Annotated in this window: 20 protein-coding genes and 1 tRNA gene; 4 read left to right on the top strand and 17 right to left on the bottom strand. The window is 33.0% G+C overall.

Features of this window, described 5'->3' with window-relative positions; translation table 11 throughout:
* Nucleotides 1-108 precede the first annotated feature (108 nt).
* Both LG649_RS12235 and LG649_RS12230 read right to left on the bottom strand, forming a co-directional pair.
* A complete protein-coding gene (locus LG649_RS12235) occupies nt 109-1101 on the bottom strand; it encodes a DUF6695 family protein (protein ID WP_226544093.1) in 993 nt (330 codons plus the stop codon).
* Nucleotides 1094-1819, bottom strand: a complete 726-nt coding sequence (locus LG649_RS12230) for an NRDE family protein (protein ID WP_226544092.1) — start codon at nt 1817-1819, stop codon at nt 1094-1096. The genes LG649_RS12235 and LG649_RS12230 overlap by 8 nt, the downstream gene beginning before the upstream one ends.
* Before the next feature lie 152 nt (nt 1820-1971).
* On the opposite strand from LG649_RS12230, the gene pruA reads away from it, so the two are divergent.
* Together pruA and LG649_RS12220 are read left to right on the top strand one after the other, a co-directional pair.
* The gene (gene pruA / locus LG649_RS12225; RefSeq protein ID WP_226544091.1) at nt 1972-3600 is read left to right on the top strand and encodes an L-glutamate gamma-semialdehyde dehydrogenase; all 1629 of its coding nucleotides are present in this window, start codon (nt 1972-1974) and stop codon (nt 3598-3600) included.
* A gap of 132 nt (nt 3601-3732) precedes the next feature.
* Nucleotides 3733-4974 carry a DEAD/DEAH box helicase gene (locus LG649_RS12220; protein ID WP_226544090.1) on the top strand — a complete coding sequence of 414 codons (1242 nt, stop codon included), beginning with the start codon at nt 3733-3735 and terminating at the stop codon, nt 4972-4974.
* Between the two features lie 3 nt (nt 4975-4977).
* On the opposite strand, the gene LG649_RS12215 is transcribed toward LG649_RS12220, so the two are convergent.
* Together LG649_RS12215 and LG649_RS16435 are read right to left on the bottom strand one after the other, a co-directional pair.
* Nucleotides 4978-5643, bottom strand: a complete 666-nt coding sequence (locus tag LG649_RS12215) for a M15 family metallopeptidase (protein WP_226544089.1) — start codon at nt 5641-5643, stop codon at nt 4978-4980.
* 204 nt (nt 5644-5847) lie between these two features.
* Nucleotides 5848-5937 (bottom strand): DUF4044 domain-containing protein, encoded by a 90-nt coding sequence (locus tag LG649_RS16435; RefSeq protein ID WP_394371917.1) that lies wholly within the window; start codon nt 5935-5937, stop codon nt 5848-5850.
* Nucleotides 5938-6284: 347 nt separating this feature from the next.
* On the opposite strand from LG649_RS16435, the gene LG649_RS12210 reads away from it, so the two are divergent.
* Complete coding sequence (locus LG649_RS12210) at nt 6285-6980, top strand: DUF4369 domain-containing protein (protein WP_226544088.1); 696 nt, start codon at nt 6285-6287, stop codon at nt 6978-6980.
* A 92-nt stretch (nt 6981-7072) separates the two neighbouring features.
* Here LG649_RS12210 and LG649_RS12205 read toward each other — a convergent pair.
* From LG649_RS12205 to idi, 4 genes are all read right to left on the bottom strand, one after another.
* Nucleotides 7073-7146, bottom strand: a tRNA-Thr gene (locus LG649_RS12205).
* A 60-nt stretch (nt 7147-7206) separates the two neighbouring features.
* Nucleotides 7207-7476, bottom strand: a complete 270-nt coding sequence (locus LG649_RS12200) for a hypothetical protein (RefSeq protein ID WP_226544087.1) — start codon at nt 7474-7476, stop codon at nt 7207-7209.
* 80 nt (nt 7477-7556) lie between these two features.
* Nucleotides 7557-7967, bottom strand: coding sequence for a 6-pyruvoyl trahydropterin synthase family protein (locus LG649_RS12195; RefSeq protein ID WP_226544086.1), 411 nt, complete (start codon nt 7965-7967; stop codon nt 7557-7559).
* Entirely contained in the window at nt 7964-8491 is a 528-nt protein-coding gene (gene idi, locus LG649_RS12190) for an isopentenyl-diphosphate Delta-isomerase (RefSeq protein WP_226544085.1), read from the bottom strand. Before idi ends, LG649_RS12195 begins: the two co-directional genes overlap by 4 nt.
* Before the next feature lie 125 nt (nt 8492-8616).
* Between idi and LG649_RS12185 the strand changes: the two genes are divergently transcribed.
* A complete protein-coding gene (locus LG649_RS12185) occupies nt 8617-10206 on the top strand; it encodes a peptide chain release factor 3 (protein WP_226544084.1) in 1590 nt (529 codons plus the stop codon).
* 51 nt (nt 10207-10257) lie between these two features.
* Here LG649_RS12185 and LG649_RS12180 read toward each other — a convergent pair whose 3' ends face one another.
* From LG649_RS12180 to secE, 9 genes are all read right to left on the bottom strand, one after another.
* The gene (locus LG649_RS12180; protein WP_226544083.1) at nt 10258-10575 is read right to left on the bottom strand and encodes a DUF3467 domain-containing protein; all 318 of its coding nucleotides are present in this window, start codon (nt 10573-10575) and stop codon (nt 10258-10260) included.
* A gap of 126 nt (nt 10576-10701) precedes the next feature.
* Nucleotides 10702-15003: a DNA-directed RNA polymerase subunit beta' gene (gene rpoC / locus LG649_RS12175; RefSeq protein ID WP_226544082.1), complete on the bottom strand. Its 4302-nt coding sequence runs from the start codon at nt 15001-15003 to the stop codon at nt 10702-10704.
* A 70-nt stretch (nt 15004-15073) separates the two neighbouring features.
* Nucleotides 15074-18886: a DNA-directed RNA polymerase subunit beta gene (rpoB, locus tag LG649_RS12170; RefSeq protein WP_226544081.1), complete on the bottom strand. Its 3813-nt coding sequence runs from the start codon at nt 18884-18886 to the stop codon at nt 15074-15076.
* Between the two features lie 187 nt (nt 18887-19073).
* Nucleotides 19074-19451 carry a 50S ribosomal protein L7/L12 gene (gene rplL / locus LG649_RS12165; protein WP_226544080.1) on the bottom strand — a complete coding sequence of 126 codons (378 nt, stop codon included), beginning with the start codon at nt 19449-19451 and terminating at the stop codon, nt 19074-19076.
* A gap of 64 nt (nt 19452-19515) precedes the next feature.
* A complete protein-coding gene (rplJ, locus tag LG649_RS12160) occupies nt 19516-20037 on the bottom strand; it encodes a 50S ribosomal protein L10 (protein WP_226544079.1) in 522 nt (173 codons plus the stop codon).
* A 19-nt stretch (nt 20038-20056) separates the two neighbouring features.
* The gene (gene rplA / locus LG649_RS12155; RefSeq protein WP_226544078.1) at nt 20057-20746 is read right to left on the bottom strand and encodes a 50S ribosomal protein L1; all 690 of its coding nucleotides are present in this window, start codon (nt 20744-20746) and stop codon (nt 20057-20059) included.
* A gap of 20 nt (nt 20747-20766) precedes the next feature.
* Nucleotides 20767-21204, bottom strand: coding sequence for a 50S ribosomal protein L11 (gene rplK, locus LG649_RS12150; RefSeq protein WP_226544077.1), 438 nt, complete (start codon nt 21202-21204; stop codon nt 20767-20769).
* Between the two features lie 70 nt (nt 21205-21274).
* Complete coding sequence (nusG, locus tag LG649_RS12145) at nt 21275-21829, bottom strand: transcription termination/antitermination protein NusG (protein WP_226544076.1); 555 nt, start codon at nt 21827-21829, stop codon at nt 21275-21277.
* Nucleotides 21830-21851: 22 nt separating this feature from the next.
* Nucleotides 21852-22046 carry a preprotein translocase subunit SecE gene (gene secE, locus LG649_RS12140; protein ID WP_226544230.1) on the bottom strand — a complete coding sequence of 65 codons (195 nt, stop codon included), beginning with the start codon at nt 22044-22046 and terminating at the stop codon, nt 21852-21854.
* Nucleotides 22047-22073: the final 27 nt, after the last annotated feature.

Here is a 22073-nt window from a genome sequence, read left to right as displayed (position 1 = left end):
CTTTTAAAATTTTTCAAACCACGCGCAAACAATAATACAAAAGTAATATTGGCAAATTATAACACTACAAAAAAGGATGCCGCTTCAATCCCTAACGCGTAAGTAAGTTTAGGCTATTCTATTAAATTTATAAACCTTACCGTTTTGTTCAATATTAAAAAATTTACAATTGGAGTAATGAACAAAATTATAGTTTAACCCAAAATCAAAACTAGTATCTTCAACCTCAAAAACAGCATCAACATCAATATTTCCATAAGGCGAAATTCGTCTAAATCGGTACCTACTATCTTTTTCAGTATTATGCAACTCAAACCATGCACCAGCTGCAATACCGGATAACCATTGTGCATTTTCATGCAAACCCGAAACAATTTTTGGTTTTAAAGACCCCACTAAATTAACTTGGTGATTTTTTAACCTATCTAAAAAACATCGTAAATTTTCACTTTTTTGAGAACCTTTAAATATTGAAATTTCACCAGTTTCTGCAACTTCATAAACTGCACTTTCTGTATTTGCTAACAACACATTACCAACAGTACTTGGCGTAAACCATAACGATTTTTTCAAAGCTTTTTTAACATTACCATCTGTAACCGAAGCTATTAAACTTTCCGTTACAAAACGTGCACAATTACAAGCGTTTTTTATAAAAGCGGCATATCTAATAAAATGTTTGTTTTGCATTTTGGTAATGTGCGTACGTGCTTTTAAATAATTAACTTTAGTACACACCGACGCTACAAGTTTACCTTCTCCATGAGTTAACTTTGGCTTAGTAGCAAGAAACTTTAAAATTTCATTTAAATTAATTATTTGATTTTCTTGAATTATTGCTTGAATAGGAAAATGTAATTCATTATCGGTATCTTTACCTCTAACCCGTCCTGTTGGTTCCGGAGTAATATACCTACCAAAATCATGATACTCTAAAATTCCGGTTTCCTTATTTATTAAAACTAATGCGGCATGTCCTGCTCTTAAATAATCTTTTTTACCTATACCAATAAACCTTAAAAAAGGAGAATACCACTCATCGGCAACCATAACAATAGTTTCAGGATAAGCTAAGGTTATAATAATTCCTGTATTATTCATTTATAGGCTCAGGAAATTTAAACTGTTCTTTAGAAACAAATTTATTACGAACGTTTTCGTACCTCATTTCTACTGTTGTTCCTGTTTTACAAACTTGAGTAATACTTGTGGTTTTTACAAAACCACGATTAATTACCGTACCGTATTCGTTATTATCTTTTCCTGCGTATTTATGAAAATCAAGAATATTGTTTGCAGAATTTTCATTAGTTTCTACAAATTCTTTAAACCATTCTAATCTTTCAACTTTCATACTTGTAGTGTATAAAGTTGCCGAAGACCAAATTTTAGGCTCTAAAGGTAATTTTTCAAAGTACTTTTCTAAGCCATCCCAAACAAACTGATAAAATTGTAAACCATCGTTCCAATCTGCAATCACTAAAGTAAATGGTTCAATTCCTAAAAAATTGTAATCATTAAATATATTTATAATATGTGGGGCTACCAATAACTCTTTAACCACTATACCTCTACTCTTCCTGTATATAGGTTGTCGTGTATGGAGTTTAAAACCTCCATTAAGCAAACAAATTAGCCGATTGTTTTCACTAACACCTACCCAAGTACCCTCAGATAATTCATCCTTTGGATATAACATTTTTTTTCCATTAAAATCGTAAAAACTTGGAGGCAAAGATATTCTACTAGGCGCCTCATCTCGGTTGGAGGTTAAAATAAAATCATTATCTCCTTTAGGAAATATAGAAACTGTACACATGTTACAAATAAGCTTTTAAACAGGTTAGCAGTTTACAAATATAAACTAAATATTAACACATTTTTGGGGAAATACAATCATCATTATTCATTTAAAAATTCGTAATTTTGTGGCTCAATTAATGAATTTTCAATAACAAAAAACAACAAATCATGGGAAAAGGCTTTTTTAACGTACCTATTGCCGTAAACGAACCTGTAAAATCTTATGCTCCTGGAACACCAGAACGCGCAGAAGTACTTACTGCATACAAGGACATGTTTAATAGCAAAATTGATGTACCACTATATATTAATGGTGAAAATATCGAAACAGGTAACACTAAAGAAATGTCGCCTCCCCATGACCATAAACATATTGTAGGAACGTTTCATTTAGCAGAAAAAAGTCATGTTGAAAACGCCATCTCTACAGCTTTAGAAGCTAGAAAAACGTGGAGTTTAATGCCTTGGGAACAACGCGCTGGTATATTTTTAAAAGCTGCCGAGTTAATTGCCGGTCCTTACCGTGCAAAAATTAATGCTGCAACTATGATTGCTCAGTCTAAAACCATTCACCAAGCCGAAATTGATGCGGCTTGCGAGTTTATAGACTTTTTACGTTTTAATGTACAGTTTATGACTGATATTTACATGGAGCAACCAGAAAGCACAAGCGATGCTTGGAACCGTATTGAATACAGACCACTAGAAGGTTTCACTTATGCTGTTACACCATTTAATTTCACTGCTATTGCAGGGAATTTACCAGCATGTATGGCTTTAATGGGTAATGTTGTTGTTTGGAAACCAAGTGATAGCCAAGTATATTCAGCTAAAGTTATAATGGATGTATTTAAAGAAGCTGGTGTACCTGCCGGTGTAATTAACGTGGTATTTGGAGATCCAGCAATGATTACCGAAACTGTACTTGCAAGTCCAGATTTTTCAGGTTTACATTTTACAGGTTCTACCTTTATTTTCAAAGAACTTTGGAAACAAATAGGTAACAATATACACAACTACAAAACTTACCCACGAATTGTTGGTGAAACTGGTGGTAAAGATTTTATTGTAGCACATAAATCGGCTAATGCAAAACAAGTAGCAACAGCTATTTCACGTGGTGCTTTTGAGTTTCAAGGGCAAAAATGTAGTGCAGCTTCTAGAGCTTACATACCAAAAAGCATTTGGGCAGATGTTAAGCATTTTGTTTTAGAAGATATTGCTTCTTTTAAAATGGGTTCTCCCGAAGATATGAGCAACTTTATTACTGCTGTAATTCACGAAGGTTCTTTCAATAAATTAGCAAAATATATTGATGGTGCTAAAAACGATACCGATGCCGAAATTATAGCTGGTGGAAATTACGATAAAAGCAAAGGGTATTTTATAGAACCTACGGTAATAGTAACAACAAACCCAAAATACACAACCATGTGTACCGAACTTTTTGGACCTGTAATTACTATTTATGTTTATGAAGATGACGCTTACGCGGAAACTTTAAAATTAGTAGATGAAACTAGCGAGTATGCCTTAACCGGTGCCATTTTATCAACCGATAGATATGCAATTACACAAGCTACTGAAGCTTTACAAAACAGTGCAGGTAACTTTTATATAAACGATAAACCTACCGGAGCCGTTGTTGGTCAACAGCCATTTGGTGGTGCTAGAGCTTCTGGAACAAATGATAAAGCAGGTAGCGCACAAAACTTATTACGTTGGGTGTCGCCAAGAATGATTAAAGAAACATTTGTAACACCAACCGATTATCGTTACCCGTTTTTAGGCGAATAATTAATAACAATTATCTTTATATATAAAGGCCATCTATTCAAGATGGCTTTTTTTTATTTGGATATTTTAAAACCTAAATTGAATTAAAAACAAATTGACTTTCTTTACCGTATCTTTGCCTAAAATTCTTGTATGTCATTTTCAAATTTTAAGTTAAACAAACCTATTTTAAAAGCAATTGATGAAGCGGGTTACCTTGCCCCTACATTGGTTCAAGAAAAAACAATTCCTTCTGTTTTAAACAATAAAGATGTTATTGTTTCTGCACAAACAGGTACAGGTAAAACAGCTGCTTTTGCTTTACCTATTCTTCAAAAGTTTTTCGATTATCAAGATGCACCTAAAAAAGGCAAAAAAGTTAAAGCTTTAATTGTTAGCCCAACGCGAGAATTGGCCTCTCAAATTCAAGATAACTTTAAAACTTTAGGAAAATATACAAACTTAAGATCTACTGTAATTTTTGGAGGTACATCTATAGAACCTCAAAAAGATATTTTAAATAAAGGTGTCGATATTTTAATTGCAACACCAGGTCGTTTACTCGATTTACACAAACAAGATTTACTAAATTTAGACTATGTCGAAACTTTAGTATTAGATGAAGCCGACTTAATGTTAGACATGGGCTTTATTGATGATGTTAAAAAAATTGAACGCCTTTGTACAAAAGAAAAGCAAATTTTATTATTATCTGCAACCATACCTGCAAAAGTTGAGCAACTTGCCAACACCATTTTAAATACTCCAGAACGTATTGAAGTTGCTACAAATTCTTCAACTTCAAAAAACATTAATCAAATTTTATATTACGTACCTAAACGTAATAAAATGGAATTATGTTTACACTTACTTCGAAACACTATTAAAGGTAGTATTATAATTTTTAGACGAACCAAATTTGGAGTAAACAAACTTGAACAAACATTAACTAAAAACGGTTATAAAGTTGATAGTATTCATGGCGATAAAACACAAAATTTACGACAAGATGCTTTAAATAAATTTAAAAATGGCTACGTTAATATTCTTATTGCTACAGATGTTGCGGCACGTGGTATAGATATTAATGAATTGGATGCTGTTATAAATTTCGATTTACCTAACGTACCCGAAACCTATGTGCATCGCATTGGTAGAACTGCTCGCGCTGGTAAAACCGGAACAGCTTATTCGCTATGTTCTGCTGATGAAAAGAGTTACATTAAAACTATTCAACAACTTATTCAATTAGAAATTCCTATTGAAGCAGAACATCCATATCCATTAGATCCAAAAGCTAAACCTCTTGTTCATAAATCTAAAAAAACAGGTAGTAAACATAAAAAAGGACGAAAAAGTACAGCTTCAAAAAAGAAGAAAAAGCGCTGGTATTAAACTTTATTTTATAGGGAAATTAAAATAGGTTTTAGGAAAAGGCTCACCGCGTAAAGTGAAATGCCACCATTCTTTGGAGTAACTTCTAAATCCGTGCTTTTGCATAACACGCTGAAGCAATATTCTATTATCATGCTGCTTTTTGGTTATTTTGCCAAACGTAACCCACGATTGTTGTCCAAAAAAATCAAATGGACTTCCCATATCGATAGGTGTTCCTGTATTAGCATCAATTATTGTTAAATCGACTGTACTTCCTCTACTATGTCCAGACTTAGAAGCGATATAACCGTTTTTAAACAAATTCTTTTTGTTTTCCTTTGGATAAAAAGTTGATTTATTTATAGTATCATCTAATACTCTAGCCCATTTAACAAAATGATTAACGGCTTCCTGCGGTCTGTAACCATCATAAACCTTTAAACACAAATTTTGTTTTTGAAGTTCTTCTTGCACCAATTTTAAAGCTTCAGCCGCTTGTTCAGTAAGAATTAAAGTGTTACCGTAGTAACCGTTAACATGCTTTCCTAAAAAATTATTAGTTGTATTATACCTTAGTTCAACATCCAAATCAGGAATTATATCTTTTACATAAACAAACCCTTCAGGAAGTTGAGCAAAACCTTTAAAAGTTAAAACACATATTAAAATAAAAATCTTATACGTCATAATAATGCTAATTTAAAAATTAATTAAGGCATAATCAATAAACCTATTAGTATACTTGATTTTATTGCATAAAAAAACCGAGTTCCCTCAAACTCGGTTTTTTCTCAATTTGCTTCTTTACTTATGATGGTTAGATTTGGGGATAACCGCATCAACAACATAATGCAAATATTAATTAATTAATCCATTGAACTAAAAAGTGTGTTATTTAGTACACAACAAATATATAATTCTTAAAACATGAATAACGACGAAAAACATTGTTATTCGATGAAATGTACTTTTTTTTAACATTTAAAATCAAAAAAACGCATTTAATCGATAAAAAACATATTTATAAGCTAAAATGTTTCTCTAAAATTAATTCTAACCAATAAAAAAACACCTTATTAAAAGGTGTTTTTTATCTAACTAACTAACCAAAATTTGAATTACAATCTAAAGTTTAAAGTAACCACTCAATAAACTATTATTTGAATGTAATTACTAACTAGTAATCAATTCTCGTGCCAAAAACTTAAAACCTGTTTTCCATTAGTATTTATTTAACAAAAAAAGAACCCCTAGTGTTATTTAATTAAAAACCGATTAGTATTATTATTTAAATTATAAGATATTTGCTAACCTTAAAACAAAAATTAATGAAACATATTTGGTTAATAGCTGTAACAGCTCTTCTATTTTCTTGTGGTAAAACAGAAAACGATTTAATTGTAAAAGGAAATATAAAAGGTTTAAAAAAAGGAACCGTTTACCTAAAAAAAGTACAAGATACAATACTAATAACAGTAGATAGCCTTGTATTAAATGGTACCTCTAACTTTGAACTGCAAGCAAGCTTAAAATCTCCTGAAATGTTCATTTTAGATTTAGATAAAAAAAGTACTGAACAAGATCGTATTCAGTTTTTTGCTGATAAAGGAGTTACCGAAATTAACACAACTCTTAAAAATTTTGTTTTTGATGCTAAAATTAAAGGCTCTAAGCAACAAGAAATATACGAAGAATATAGAGCGATGCTTTCTAAATTAAAAAACAAGCGTTTAGAGCTTATTAAAGAACAATTTGAAGCGCAACGCAGAGGAGATTCAATAGCCAATGACTCTTTAATAAAATTATCTAACTCATTATTAAAAAGGCAATACCTATATACTGTAAATTTTGCACTTAACCATAAAGACAGCGAAGTTGCTCCATATTTAGCACTTTCTGAAATTTACAATGCACAAGTAAAGTATTTAGATACTATTAACCAAAGCCTAACTCCAGAGATAAAAAACTCTTTATATGGAAAAGAGCTTGATGCATTTATTAAAGAAATAAAAGAAAAAGAGTAATTGCTATAGTGCATAAACAACTCTTATAAAACAAAAAACCTTTCAAATTAAAATTTGAAAGGTTTTTTTTCGCAACACGTTTAAGTGTTTTGAGCCGATGGAGGGACTCGAACCCACGACCTGCTGATTACAAATCAGCTGCTCTAGCCAGCTGAGCTACATCGGCGTAATTGCGGGTGCAAATATAATCGCAAAAATTAAATTTGCAAGCACTTTCTAAAAAAAATTAACTTAATTTATTAATCTTTTCTATTAACGCCTTCCCTTTTTCTTCCAGTTCAAGGTTAATTGCCTTAAAATGAGCCTTTGGGGTTTCTACATCTTTTGCATTTACTTTTGCTATTAAAACATCAAACGTTTCAATAGCTTCATCAATTATTGCTTCGCTCTCTTTTGTATCCTTATCTGTATTTTCCATTTCCCATACGTAAACAGCTTCAATAATATCCCCTAGAACATAATTTATGTCTTTTTTTAAATCTCTAACATTTGCCATAATATAAATTTTAATTTAATGCAAAATTACATTTAAAATAAATATAAAACTCTTTTTATTTTTACAACTTATAAAGTTTTTTATTTACCACTATAGGTAACGAAATTTCGTGGAGTTTCGTACAGTGTTATTTGTAAATCTAGATGCTTTGATAGTTTTGGTTTTAAAATGTTGTATATAACAACAGCTATATTTTCGGCTGTTGGATTTAGTGTTTTAAAGACTTCAACCTCTAAATTTAAATTTTTATGATCGAAAGTTTGCTCAATTTCTTCATAAATTAAATCTTTTAAAACCTTCATATCTATAACAAAACCTGTTTCGTTATCTATCTCTCCTGTTACACTTACAATTAACTCGTAATTATGTCCATGAAAGTTAGGGTTACTACACTTACCAAAAACAGCTTTATTTTTATCGTCGCTCCAAGTTGCTCGATAAAGTCTGTGAGCAGCGTTAAAATGGGCTTTTCTGCTTACTGTGGCTTTCATGGCTTTGTAATATTTATGTGTTTATAAAACTTTTCAAAAATAATTTTAAACCACTCGGTATAAGTATCTGGATTTAAATTAATATCATTTTTTACGGCTTCTAAAGGCATCCATTTCCAAGCTTCAACTTCATCTGTATTAATTTCTGGGGCATCGTTAAAGTACCCTAGCATAATATGGTCGTACTCATGTTCTGTTAATCCATTTTCAAAAGGGGCTTTATAAATAAATGAAGTTGTTTCTTCTAACTCGGTTACAAATCCCATTTCTTCAAATAATCTACGTTTTCCAGCTTCTATATTACTTTCACCTTCACGCTGGTGGCTACAACATGTATTTGTCCATAAGCCCGGAGAATGGTATTTGCTAAAAGCACGCTGCTGTAACATTAATTCATGCTTATCATTAAAAACAAAAACTGAAAATGCACGATGTAATAATGCTTTTTCATGAGCCTCCATTTTACCCATTAATCCTATTTGTTCATCTTGTTCATTTACAAGAATTACTTTTTCTTCTTCCATAGTAAACAAAAATACCAAGTAAAATTTAAACTAACAATGTATTTACTAAATTAAAAAGCCCTGTAAAGTTCTACAATATTTGGTGTATTAAGTAGTATATTTGCATCCCATTTATTTAAAATTTTATGAGTTTTTTAAAAGAAATACAACGCAGAAGGACTTTTGGTATTATTTCTCACCCAGATGCAGGTAAAACAACATTAACAGAGAAGCTATTACTTTTTGGTGGTGCTATTCAAGAAGCTGGCGCTGTAAAAAGTAATAAAATTAAAAAAGGTGCTACTAGTGACTTTATGGAAATTGAGCGCCAACGTGGTATCTCGGTGGCTACCTCTGTTTTAGCATTTGAGTATAACGGTACAAAAATAAACATTCTAGATACACCTGGACATAAAGATTTTGCTGAAGATACCTTTAGAACTTTAACAGCCGTAGATAGTGTAATTGTTGTTATTGATGTGGCAAAAGGTGTTGAGGAACAAACTGAAAAGTTGGTTGAAGTTTGCCGTATGAGAAACATTCCTATGATTGTGTTTATTAATAAACTTGACCGTGAAGGTAAAGATGCTTTTGATTTGTTAGATGAAGTTGAACAAAAACTAGGTTTAAAAGTAGCTCCTTTAAGTTTCCCTATTGGCATGGGTTATGAATTTAAAGGTATTTACAACATTTGGGAAAAAAATGTAAACTTATTTAGTGGAGATAGCCGAAAAAATATTGAAGAAACTATTGAAATTTCTGATTTATCTTCTCCTGAATTGGATGAATTAATTGGAGAAAAATCGGCTAATACCTTAAGAGAAGAAATAGAGTTAGTTGAAGGTATATACCCAGAGTTTAATAAAACGGATTACTTAGAAGGCAATCAACAACCTGTATTTTTTGGTTCCGCATTAAATAATTTTGGAGTTCGCGAGTTATTAGATTGTTTTGTTGAAATAGCACCAAAACCAAGAGCTAAACAAAGTGAAGAACGTTTGGTAAAACCAGATGAAAAGAAATTTACAGGCTTTGTTTTTAAAATTCATGCAAACATGGACCCAAATCATCGTAACCGTTTAGCTTTCGTTAAAATTGTTTCTGGTGAATTTAAACGTAATACGCCATACCTTCATGTAAGAAATAATAAAAAACTTAAATTCTCGAGCCCAAATGCGTTTTTTGCTGAAAAGAAAGAAATTGTAGATATATCGTATCCTGGAGATATTGTTGGTTTACAGGATACAGGGAGTTTTAAAATTGGTGATACCTTAACAGAAGGAGAAATTTTAAACTATAAAGGCGTTCCTAGTTTTTCTCCTGAGCATTTTAGATATATAAACAATGCTGATCCAATGAAATCGAAACAGCTTTTTAAAGGTATCGATCAATTAATGGATGAAGGTGTAGCACAACTTTTTACTTTAGAACTTAACGGTAGAAAAGTAATTGGTACCGTTGGCGCTTTACAATACGAGGTAATTCAATATCGATTAGAACATGAATATGGAGCAAAATGTACTTACGAAAACTTAAATGTTCATAAGGCCTGTTGGGTAGATCCAGATGATCCAAAATCTGATGAATATAAAGAGTTCTTAAGAGTTAAACAGCGCTTTTTAGCAAAAGACAAGCAAGGTCAATTGGTGTTTTTATCAGACTCTCCATTTTCACTGCAAATGACACAGCAAAAATACCCGAGTGTAAAATTACACTTCACATCGGAGTTTGAATAAATTTAATTTCAATAAAAAAAAGCCTTTAAAATTAATTTTAAAGGCTTTTTTTTATGCTTGTCCTGTTGGTCCAAAATTTAAAGGAATTGGAGGTTGCTCGTAATCTTTTATTTCACCATGTGCTTGCTCAAAACGTTGTACATTGTCGTTTAACGCTTTTAATAATCGTTTAGCATGTTGTGGTGTTAATATAATTCTAGATTTAACCTTGCTCTTAGGTACACCCGGCATTATGTTAACAAAATCGACTACAAATTCGGATACAGAATGATTAATTATGGCCAAGTTAGAATATGTACCTTCAGCTACTTTTTCATCTAACTCTATATTTATTTGCCCTTGTTTTGGTTTATTCTTTTCGTCTGCCATTTGAAACTATTTTTTAACTTTAAATAAAAGTTTTATTATTATAAATTCATTAAAAAAAGCCTTCACGTTTATACATGAAGGCTTTTATTTTATAGATTCCCGCCTTCGCGGGAATAACAAAAATTATTAATTATAATTTAATTCTTGTTTTACTTGCATCATTTGGTCGAACTCTTCTTTCGAACCTACAATAATGTCGCTATACTTACGCATACCTGTACCTGCAGGAATTCTATGACCTACAATTACATTTTCCTTTAAGCCTTCTAAAGTATCTACTTTACCAGCTACAGCTGCTTCGTTAAGTACTTTTGTAGTTTCCTGGAAGGATGCTGCAGAAATAAAAGATTTAGTTTGTAGTGACGCTCTTGTAATACCCTGAAGAATAGGTGTTGCTGTTGCTGGTTGTGCATCACGAGCTACAACAAGATTTTTATCTTCACGACGTAAAATTGAGTTTTCATCACGTAATTGACGAGGTGAAACTATTTGCCCTTCTTTAAGATTAACAGAGTCTCCAGCATCTTCAATTACCTTCATACCGAAAATATCATCATTTTCCTTAATAAAATCAGCTTTGTGTGCTAATTGATCTTCTAAGAATAGAGTATCTCCCGAATCAATAATTCTAACTTTACGCATCATTTGTCTTACAACAACTTCAAAATGCTTATCGTTAATTTTTACACCTTGTAAACGGTAAACTTCCTGTACTTCGTTTACTAAATATTGTTGTACTGCTGAAGGCCCTTTAATGTTTAATATGTCGTTAGGTGTTACAGAACCATCAGAGAGCGGCATACCTGCTTTTACAAAATCATTTTCTTGTACAAGAATTTGATTTGATAATTTAACCAAGTATTTTTTAATCTCGCCTAATTTAGACTCTACGATAATTTCACGGTTACCACGCTTAATTTTACCAAAAGATACAACACCATCTATTTCTGAAACAACAGCTGGGTTAGATGGGTTACGTGCTTCGAATAATTCGGTTACACGCGGTAAACCACCCGTAATATCACCAGCTTTAGCCGATTTACGTGGTATTTTTACTAAAATTTTACCAACATTAATTTTCTCTCCGTCATCAATCATAAGGTGTGCCCCAACTGGTAAGTTGTAAGAGCGAATTACTTCTCCATTTCCATCTTCAATATGAAGGGTTGGGATAAGCTTTTTATTTCTAGATTCTGAAATTACTTTTTCTTGGAAACCTGTTTGTTCATCAATCTCAACTTGGTAAGTAATACCTTGCTCGATGTTTTCATATCTTACTTTACCAGCAAATTCTGAAATAATTACACCGTTATATGGATCCCAAGAACAAACTACATCCCCCTTACTTAAACTAGCACCATTTTTAATATTTAGTGTAGAACCATAAGGAATATTATTTGTACTTAAAACAATGCCTGTTTTCTTATCTATAAGTTTAAGTTCTGATGTTCTAGAAATAACAATATCAATATCGTTACCTTCGTTATCTTGACCTTTAACTGTTTTTAAATCTTCAATTTCAGCTACACCATCAAACTTAACTATAAGTTTATTTTCTTCTGAAATGTTTCCTGCAATACCGCCCACGTGGAAAGTACGAAGTGTTAACTGTGTACCAGGTTCTCCAATTGATTGTGCCGCTACAACACCAACTGCTTCGCCTCGCTGAACCATTTTACCAGAGGCTAAGTTACGACCGTAACATTTAGCACAAATACCTTGTAAAGCTTCACATGTTAATGGTGAACGAACTTCAATAGACTCAACAGGAGAATCTCCAATAGTTTTAGCTATTTTATCATCAATTAATTGTCCTGCAGATACCAATAACTCATCTGTTAAAGGATTATTTACATCGTTTAATGATACTCTACCAACAATTCTTGCCTCTAATGTTTCAACTATTTCATCGTTTTTCTTAAGTGCTTCAACTTCGACACCTCTTAATGTACCACAATCTTCTGAATTGATAATAACATCTTGAGAAACATCAACTAAACGACGTGTTAAGTAACCTGCATCTGCAGTTTTTAATGCAGTATCTGCAAGACCTTTACGAGCACCGTGAGTAGAAATAAAGTATTCTAAAATTGAAAGCCCCTCTTTAAAGTTAGAAAGAATTGGGTTTTCAATAATTTCACCACCTCCGGCATTTGATTTTTTAGGCTTTGCCATTAAACCACGCATACCAGTTAACTGACGAATCTGCTCTTTAGAACCACGAGCTCCAGAATCAAGCATCATAAACACAGAGTTAAACCCTTGTTGATCTTCGCGAATACGCTTCATAGACAACTCGGTTAATTCAGCGTTAGTTGATGTCCAGATATCGATAACTTGGTTATAACGCTCATTGTTAGTAATAAGCCCCATGTTGTAATTACCTGTAATGCCATCTACTTTAGTATTGGCGGCATCAATCATAGATTGCTTTTCTGGTGGAATAATAATATCTCCTAAGCTAAATGATAAACCACCTTTAAATGCAAAATTAAATCCTAAAGTTCTAATCGCATCTAAGAAATCCGCAGTTTCGGGAACAGATGTTGCTTTTAGAATATCACCGATAATATCTCTTAACGACTTTTTAGTTAGTACTTTGTTGATAAAACCAGCTGCTTGTGGTACGTGTTGATTAAATAACACACGTCCAACAGTTGTTTCAATAATCATTCTGTCTAACTTACCTTCTTCATTAATATCAATCGTACGGACTTTAATTGATGCATTTAAGTCTACACGCTTTTCATTAAAAGCAATTTCTACTTCTTCTGGAGAATAGAATGTTAAGCCTTCTCCTTTTATTGGTAAATCTGGTGTAGACTTACGCTCTTTAGTCATATAATATAAACCAAGAACCATATCCTGAGAAGGTACTGCTACTGGCGAACCATTTGCAGGGTTTAAAATATTATGCGATGCCAACATTAATAATTGACACTCTAAGATTGCCTCTGGACCTAAAGGTAAATGCACCGCCATTTGATCACCATCGAAATCGGCGTTAAATGCCGTACAAACTAATGGGTGTAATTGTATTGCTTTACCTTCAATTAACTTAGGTTGGAAAGCTTGAATACCCAAACGGTGTAATGTAGGAGCACGGTTTAGTAATACTGGATGTCCTTTAAGAACATTTTCCAAGATATCCCAAACCACAGGCTCTCTTTTATCTATAATTTTCTTTGCAGATTTTACAGTTTTTACAATACCTCTTTCAATTAACTTTCTAATTACAAAAGGCTTGTAAAGTTCTGCTGCCATATTTTTTGGCAATCCACATTCAAATAATTTTAATTCTGGACCTACAACAATTACCGAACGTGCCGAGTAATCTACACGTTTACCAAGTAAGTTTTGACGGAAACGTCCTTGCTTACCTTTTAAACTATCTGATAAAGATTTTAACGGACGATTAGAATCGGTTTTTACTGCTGAAGATTTACGTGTGTTATCAAATAACGAATCTACAGATTCTTGTAACATACGCTTTTCGTTACGTAAAATTACTTCAGGTGCTTTAATTTCAACTAAACGCTTTAAACGGTTGTTACGAATAATAACACGACGGTATAAATCATTTAAATCTGAAGTTGCGAAACGACCACCATCTAACGGTACTAACGGACGTAATTCTGGCGGAATGATTGGAATAACCTTCATAATCATCCATTCTGGTCTGTTTTCGCGGTTGTTGTTAGATTCACGTAAAGCTTCAACCACTTGTAAACGCTTTAAAGCTTCTGTTTTACGTTGTTTAGACGTTTCAGTGTTTGCTTTATGACGTAATTCGTATGATAAAGTCTCTAAATCTATTCTAGCTAATAACTCGATTAAACACTCTGCTCCCATTTTAGCTATAAACTTATTAGGGTCGGTGTCATCTAAATATTGATTGTCTTGCGGAAGTGCTTCTAATATATTTAAATATTCTTCTTCCGTAAGGAAATCTAATTTTTGTAAAGGCTCACCTTCTTCATTTTTAGCATTACCTGGCTGAATTACTACATAACGTTCGTAGTAAATTATCATATCTAATTTCTTAGAAGGTAAACCAAGTAAATAACCAATTTTGTTAGGTAAAGAACGGAAATACCAAATATGTGCTACTGGCACAACTAAGTTAATGTGTCCTACTCTATCGCGACGTACTTTCTTCTCTGTTACTTCAACACCACAACGGTCGCAAACAATACCTTTATAACGGATTCTTTTATATTTACCACAAGCACACTCGTAATCCTTTACAGGACCAAAAATACGCTCACAGAACAAACCATCTCTTTCTGGTTTGTGAGTTCGATAATTGATAGTTTCTGGTTTTAAAACCTCGCCACGAGATTCTGCTAAAATAGACTCTGGTGATGCTAAACCAATTGAGATTTTATTAAATCTCTTTACTGTATTCTTATCTTGTTTTCTTGCCATGTTTTTTAGTCTTCAGCTTTCATCCACAGTTTATATTTCAATCTAAACTGTGGATGTTAACTATGTTTTTTTACTCCTCTAATCTGATATCTAATCCTAAACCTTTCAATTCATGCATTAATACATTGAATGATTCTGGTAAACCAGGATCTGGCATTGGCTCACCTTTAACTATACTTTCGTAAGTTTTTGCTCTACCAATTACGTCATCAGATTTTACAGTTAAAATTTCTCGTAAAGTACTTGATGCACCGTATGCTTCAAGTGCCCAAACTTCCATCTCACCAAAACGCTGACCACCAAATTGTGCTTTACCACCAAGAGGTTGTTGAGTAATTAATGAGTAAGGTCCTATAGAACGTGCGTGCATTTTATCATCTACCATGTGTCCTAACTTTAACATGTAGATTACACCTACTGTTGCTGGCTGATCGAAGCGCTCACCTGTACCGCCATCATATAAATATGTATGTCCGTAACGTGGTATCCCAGCCTCGTCTGTTAATGCATTAATCTGATCGATAGTTGCACCATCAAAAATTGGTGTAGCGTATTTTCTATCTAATTTTTGTCCAGCCCATCCAAGAACAGTTTCATAAATTTGACCAATGTTCATACGAGATGGTACACCTAGTGGGTTAAGTACTATATCTACAGGAGTTCCGTCTTCTAAGAATGGCATATCTTCTTGACGAACAATACGAGCAACAATACCTTTGTTACCGTGACGACCTGCCATTTTATCACCAACTTTAAGCTTACGTTTTTTAGCTATGTAAACTTTAGCAAGTTTAATAATTCCTGATGGTAACTCGTCACCTACAGAAATAGTAAACTTCTCGCGACGTAATGCACCTTGTAAATCGTTTTCTTTGATTTTGTAATTGTGAATTAAATCAGCTACTAATTGGTTTGTATGCTCATCGGTAGTCCATTTACCTGAAACTAAATGCGCATAATCATCAACTGCATTTAACATTTTTAAAGTGAATTTTTTACCTTTTGGTAATACTTCTTCACCTAAATCATTAAAAATTCCTTGAGCTGTTTTACCGTTTACAATAGAGAATAGTTTTTCAACTAAAATTTCTTTTAAATCGTCAAACTTTCTGTCGTATTGTGCCTCTAAAGCTAAAATATCATCTTTGTCTTGAGCTCTCTTACGTTTATCTTTTACTGCTCTAGCAAATAATTTCTTCTCAATTACAACACCATTTAATGATGGAGAAGCTTTTAAAGATGCATCTTTAACATCTCCAGCTTTATCACCAAAAATAGCACGTAATAATTTTTCTTCTGGAGTAGGATCGCTTTCCCCTTTTGGTGTGATTTTTCCAATTAAGATGTCGCCAGGTTTAACCTCGGCACCTACACGAATCATACCGTTTTCATCTAAATCTTTTGTGGCTTCTTCTGAAACGTTAGGGATATCATTAGTTAATTCTTCGTTACCTAATTTAGTATCTCTAACCTCTAAAGAGTACTCATCAATATGAATAGATGTAAATATGTCTTCACGAACAACTTTTTCTGAAATTACAATCGCATCCTCAAAGTTATAACCTTTCCATGGCATGAAGGCCACTTTCATGTTTCTACCAAGAGCTAATTCCCCTTGCTGTGTAGCATAACCTTCACATAAAACTTGACCTTTTGTTACTGTATCACCTTTAACAACAATTGGCTTAAGGTTGATTGAGGTACCTTGGTTCGTTTTTCTAAATTTGATTAATGGATATGTTTTAATGTCTGAATCGAAACTTACTTTAGCTTCATCTTCAGATCTATCATATCTAATTTTAATTTCGTTTGCATCAACATATAAAACTTCTCCAGTTCCTTCTGCATTAATTAATACTCTGGAATCTTTAGCAACCTGACGTTCAAGACCTGTTCCTACAATAGGAGAATCTACTCTTAATAATGGTACAGCTTGACGCATCATGTTAGATCCCATTAAAGCACGGTTTGCATCATCATGCTCTAAAAATGGAATTAAAGAAGCCGAGATAGAGGAAATTTGGTTTGGAGCTACATCAGTATAATGTAAATCAGTCGGTTCAATTACAGGGAAATCACCTTCCATACGTGCAATTACCTTATCATGTAATATCTTACCATCCTCATCAACATTAACAGTTGCTTGAGCGATTAACTTTTCCTCTTCTTCTTCAGCACTTAAGTATGTTGGTGCATTTTTAATATCGACTACACCATTTTCAACTGGTCTATATGGGGTTTCAATGAATCCCATTGAATTAACTTTAGCATAAACTGAAAGTGAAGAAATAAGACCAATGTTTGGTCCTTCTGGAGTTTCAATAGGACAAAGTCTTCCGTAGTGTGTATAGTGAACATCACGAACCTCGAAACCTGCCCTTTCACGAGACAGACCACCAGGACCTAATGCTGACAAACGGCGTTTGTGAGTGATCTCTGCTAATGGATTCGTTTGGTCCATGAACTGAGATAACTGGTTTGTACCAAAGAAAGAATTAATTACAGAAGATAATGTCTTTGCATTAATTAAATCAATTGGAGTAAATACTTCGTTATCACGAACATTCATACGCTCACGAATAGTACGCGCCATACGAGCTAAACCAACACCAAATTGTTGAGATAATTGCTCACCAACTGTACGTACACGACGGTTAGATAAGTGATCAATATCATCAATCTCTGCTTTTGAGTTGATAAGTTCAATTAAGTACTTAATAATAGTTATGATATCTTCTTTAGTAAGCACTTGCTTATCCATACCAATATCTAACTGTAATTTTTTATTCATTCTATAACGACCTACTTCACCAAGTGAATAACGTTGATCTGAAAAGAATAACTTGTCAATTATACCACGAGCAGTTTCCTCATCAGGCGGTTCTGCATTACGTAATTGACGGTATATATGTTCTACAGCTTCTTTTTCTGAATTTGTAGGATCTTTTTGAAGGGTGTTATGAATTATAGCATAATCGCCTTGTTCATTAGATTCTTTGTGAAGCAGAATTGTTTTAACATCAGCTTCAATAATTTCTTCAATATTATCTTTATCTAAAATAGTATCACGATCAAGTACAATTTCGTTACGCTCGATTGATACTACTTCTCCTGTATCTTCATCTACAAAATCTTCATGCCATGTATTAAGTACACGAGCAGCTAGTTTGCGTCCTAGATACTTTTTAAGACCTGTTTTAGAAACTTTAGCCTCTTCAGCTAGATCAAAAATTTCTAATATATCTTTATCTCGCTCGAAACCGATAGCACGGAAAAGCGTAGTTACAGGTAATTTTTTCTTTCTATCGATATAAGCATACATTACTTGGTTTATATCGGTAGCGAACTCTATCCATGATCCTTTAAAAGGAATAACTCTAGCTGAATATAATTTAGTACCATTTGCATGAAATGATTGCCCAAAAAACACACCTGGAGAACGGTGTAACTGTGAAACAACAACACGTTCTGCACCATTTATTACAAAGGTTCCACTAGGTGTCATGTAAGGAATAGTACCTAAATAAACATCTTGAACAATAGTTTCAAAATCTTCATGCTCTGGGTCTGTACAATATAACTTTAATCTAGCCTTTAGTGGTACACTATAGGTAAGTCCCCTTTCTATACACTCTTCAATAGAATATCTTGGTGGATCTACGAAGTAATCTAAAAACTCTAATACAAATTGATTACGAGAATCTGTAATTGGGAAGTTTTCCATGAAGGTATTATAAAGACCTTCATCTCCTCGTTCTTCTGATTTAGTTTCTAATTGGAAAAAATCTTGAAACGATTTAATTTGAATATCCAAGAAATCTGGATATTCCGTTCTATTAACAATAGAGGAGAAATTTAATCTTTCAGCTTGTGTTGACAACATCAATGGACGGAATTTTGATTAAAAAAATAGTTAAAGTGTTCTTTAAACACTTGGGTAAAAACAGCTCTAAATAGCGCTGAAAAATAGTAATTTATTTGCTATACTTTTATATACGCAAAATGGTCTAGGTGTTATCCCGCTATTTAGCGGGATATACCTAAACCTTTGTTTTTAAGAGTAGTAAAGCTTACTTAAGCTCAACTTCTGCTCCAGCTTCTTCTAATTGAGTTTTTAAAGCTTCAGCTTCATCTTTAGCTACACCTTCTTTAATTGGAGATGGAGCATCATCAACTAATCCTTTAGCTTCTTTTAATCCTAAACCAGTTAATTCTTTAACTAATTTTACAACTGCTAATTTAGAACCACCAGCTGCTTTTAAGATTACATCAAATTCAGTTTTTTCTTCAGCAGCGTCACCACCACCTGCAGCAGGACCAGCAACAGCAACTGCAGCAGCAGCAGCAGGCTCGATACCATACTCATCTTTTAATATAGTAGCTAACTCATTTACTTCCTTAACTGTTAAGTTAACTAATTGTTCTGCGAAATCTTTTAAATCTGCCATTTTTCTATCGTTTTAATAGTGTTTTTTAATAATATAATTGTAATAAAGTGCGTACTCGCCAATACTATCCCTCTTTTTCAGATAGCGTTTTAATAATACCTGCAATTTTTCCTCCACTTGATTTAAGTGCTGAAACAACGTTTTTAGCAGGCGATTGTAATAATCCTACAATTTCACCTAATAATTCGTCTTTAGACTTAATTTCAACTAAAGCATCTAATTGCTCGTCGCCAATGTAAATTGCTTCCTCAATAAAAGCCCCTTTAAGCAAAGGTTTTTCTGACTTCTTGCGGAAGTTTTTAATTAACTTTGCAGGCGCGTTACCTGTCTCTGCATACATTACAGATGTATTACCTTTTAAAACTGTAGGAAGCTCTCCAAACTCTTTATCTGAAGCCTCCATTGCTTTTGCTAGTAAGGTATTTTTAACAACTGCCATTGTTATGTTTGCTTTAAAAGCAGCACGACGTAAGTCAGATGTTGCTCCTGCGTTTAACCCAGAAATATCAGCTAAATAAATATTTGCATTATTGGCTAATTCTGTAGTTAACTCCTCAATAACTTGTGATTTTTCTTCTCTTGTCATAATAAAAGTTTTAACTTAATTAACCAATTTTTGGATCAACAGCAATACTTGGACTCATTGTAGAAGAAATAAAAATACTCTTTACGTAAGTACCTTTTGCAGTTGTTGGTTTTAATTTTATTAATGTTTGTAATAATTCATTTGCATTTCCTGCAATTTTATCAGCACTAAAAGATGCTTTTCCAATAGCAGCATGCACGATACCTGTTTTATCAACTTTAAAATCGATTTTACCAGCTTTTACTTCGCTAACAGCTTTTGCTATATCCATAGTTACTGTACCTGTTTTTGGATTTGGCATTAAACCACGAGGACCTAATACACGTCCTAAAGGACCTAATTTACCCATAACACTAGGCATAGTAATAATTACATCAACGTCAGTCCATCCACCTTTAATTTTATCAAGGTATTCATCTAAACCAACATAGTCTGCTCCAGCTTCTTTAGCTTCTGCTTCTTTATCTGGAGTTACTAATGCTAATACTTTTACGTCTTTACCAGTACCATGAGGTAATGAAACCACACCACGTACCATTTGATTTGCCTTTCTAGGATCTACTCCTAAACGTACAGCAATATCAACTGATGCGTCAAACTTTGTATTGGTAACTTCTTTTACTAAGGCAGATGCTTCATTTAATGAATACACTCTTCCTTTTTCAATTTTCGCTAAAGCTTCTTTTTGCTTTTTTGTTAATCTTGCCATTTTGTAATGTCTTTAATAGATTAAGATGGGAATTGACCAGTAACAGTTATCCCCATAGATCTTGCTGTACCAGCAACCATACGCATTGCAGATTCAATTTCAAAAGCATTTAAATCTTGCATTTTATCTTCTGCAATAGCCTTTACTTGGTCCCAAGATACTTTAGCTACTTTTTTTCGGTTTGGTTCTCCTGAACCTTTTTTCACCTTGGCCGCTTCTAATAATTGTACTGCAGCTGGAGGAGTTTTTATAACGAAGTCGAAAGACTTGTCTTTATAAACAGATATAACAACCGGTAATACTTTACCAGCTTTATCTTGAGTTCTCGCATTAAATTGCTTACAGAACTCCATAATGTTAACTCCAGCAGCACCTAAAGCGGGTCCAACCGGTGGCGACGGATTCGCAGCACCTCCCCGAACTTGTAACTTAACTACTTTACCTAATTCTTTTGCCATTTTTAATAATTTAGTTTGATATGATTTAGTTTGGAAGCAAAAAACATATCATTATATAGTGTAACAATTATTATACTTTTTCAACTTGCATATAACTTAATTCTAATGGTGTCTTTCTTCCAAAAATTTTCACCATAACTTCAAGTTTACGCTTCTCTTCATTAATGTTTTCAATTGTTCCATCAAAACCATTAAAAGGTCCATCAACTACTTTTACCGTTTCACCTTTAGTGTAAGGAATAGCTACATTAGATGTTTCTTCTACTGCCAATTCATCAACTTTACCTAGCATTCTGTTTACTTCAGATTGTCTTAAAGGCACCGGATCTCCTCCTTTTGTTTCTCCTAAAAAACCAATTACATTTGTAACAGAACGAATAATATGAGGTACTTCACCTGTTAAATTAGCTTGAACCATTATATATCCAGGAAAAAAAACTTTTTCTTTATGTATTTTTTTTCCATTTCGAATCTGAACTACGCGCTCTGTAGGAACTAAAACTTGGTCTACATAATCTTGCATTCCTAAACGTGCTATCTCATTTTCTATGTATGTTTTAATTTTGTTCTCTTGACCACTAACTGCACGAACTACATACCATTTTTTTTCACTTACTTCAGACATAATCTTTTTTAACTTTTAAATGTTATCCAATCCATTGAAAGTAAGCCGAAATAACCTTACTAAAAACTGTATCTACACCCCAAATAGCAAGTGAAAATATAATAGAAAACACAGCTACTAAAACCGTTAAACTTTGTGATTCTGCCCAAGAAGGCCATGTCACATTATTTTTAAGCTCTGCGAATGATTCCTTTATATAATTTACAATTCCCATAATGTTATTTTTTTAATAAAAACAAGTTGA

Origin of the sequence: Neotamlana laminarinivorans, assembly GCF_020523925.1 — a bacterium.
Classification (GTDB): Bacteria; Bacteroidota; Bacteroidia; order Flavobacteriales; family Flavobacteriaceae; genus Neotamlana; species Neotamlana laminarinivorans.
The sequence above is the reverse complement of the archived record's forward strand: the minus strand, read 5'-3'. Positions and strand labels throughout refer to the sequence as shown.

Excerpts from the sequence above, each read along its gene's own strand:
- LG649_RS12235 (WP_226544093.1), bottom strand. The coding sequence starts at position 1,101 with ATGAATAATACAGGAATTATTATAACCTTAGCTTATCCTGAAACTATT.
- LG649_RS12230 (WP_226544092.1), bottom strand. The coding sequence starts at position 1,819 with ATGTGTACAGTTTCTATATTTCCTAAAGGAGATAATGATTTTATTTTA.
- pruA (WP_226544091.1), top strand. The coding sequence starts at position 1,972 with ATGGGAAAAGGCTTTTTTAACGTACCTATTGCCGTAAACGAACCTGTA.
- LG649_RS12220 (WP_226544090.1), top strand. The coding sequence starts at position 3,733 with ATGTCATTTTCAAATTTTAAGTTAAACAAACCTATTTTAAAAGCAATT.
- LG649_RS12215 (WP_226544089.1), bottom strand. The coding sequence starts at position 5,643 with ATGACGTATAAGATTTTTATTTTAATATGTGTTTTAACTTTTAAAGGT.
- LG649_RS16435 (WP_394371917.1), bottom strand. The coding sequence starts at position 5,937 with ATGTTAAAAAAAAGTACATTTCATCGAATAACAATGTTTTTCGTCGTT.
- LG649_RS12210 (WP_226544088.1), top strand. The coding sequence starts at position 6,285 with ATGAAACATATTTGGTTAATAGCTGTAACAGCTCTTCTATTTTCTTGT.
- LG649_RS12200 (WP_226544087.1), bottom strand. The coding sequence starts at position 7,476 with ATGGCAAATGTTAGAGATTTAAAAAAAGACATAAATTATGTTCTAGGG.
- LG649_RS12195 (WP_226544086.1), bottom strand. The coding sequence starts at position 7,967 with ATGAAAGCCACAGTAAGCAGAAAAGCCCATTTTAACGCTGCTCACAGA.
- idi (WP_226544085.1), bottom strand. The coding sequence starts at position 8,491 with ATGGAAGAAGAAAAAGTAATTCTTGTAAATGAACAAGATGAACAAATA.
- LG649_RS12185 (WP_226544084.1), top strand. The coding sequence starts at position 8,617 with ATGAGTTTTTTAAAAGAAATACAACGCAGAAGGACTTTTGGTATTATT.
- LG649_RS12180 (WP_226544083.1), bottom strand. The coding sequence starts at position 10,575 with ATGGCAGACGAAAAGAATAAACCAAAACAAGGGCAAATAAATATAGAG.
- rpoC (WP_226544082.1), bottom strand. The coding sequence starts at position 15,003 with ATGGCAAGAAAACAAGATAAGAATACAGTAAAGAGATTTAATAAAATC.
- rpoB (WP_226544081.1), bottom strand. The coding sequence starts at position 18,886 with ATGTTGTCAACACAAGCTGAAAGATTAAATTTCTCCTCTATTGTTAAT.
- rplL (WP_226544080.1), bottom strand. The coding sequence starts at position 19,451 with ATGGCAGATTTAAAAGATTTCGCAGAACAATTAGTTAACTTAACAGTT.
- rplJ (WP_226544079.1), bottom strand. The coding sequence starts at position 20,037 with ATGACAAGAGAAGAAAAATCACAAGTTATTGAGGAGTTAACTACAGAA.
- rplA (WP_226544078.1), bottom strand. The coding sequence starts at position 20,746 with ATGGCAAGATTAACAAAAAAGCAAAAAGAAGCTTTAGCGAAAATTGAA.
- rplK (WP_226544077.1), bottom strand. The coding sequence starts at position 21,204 with ATGGCAAAAGAATTAGGTAAAGTAGTTAAGTTACAAGTTCGGGGAGGT.
- nusG (WP_226544076.1), bottom strand. The coding sequence starts at position 21,829 with ATGTCTGAAGTAAGTGAAAAAAAATGGTATGTAGTTCGTGCAGTTAGT.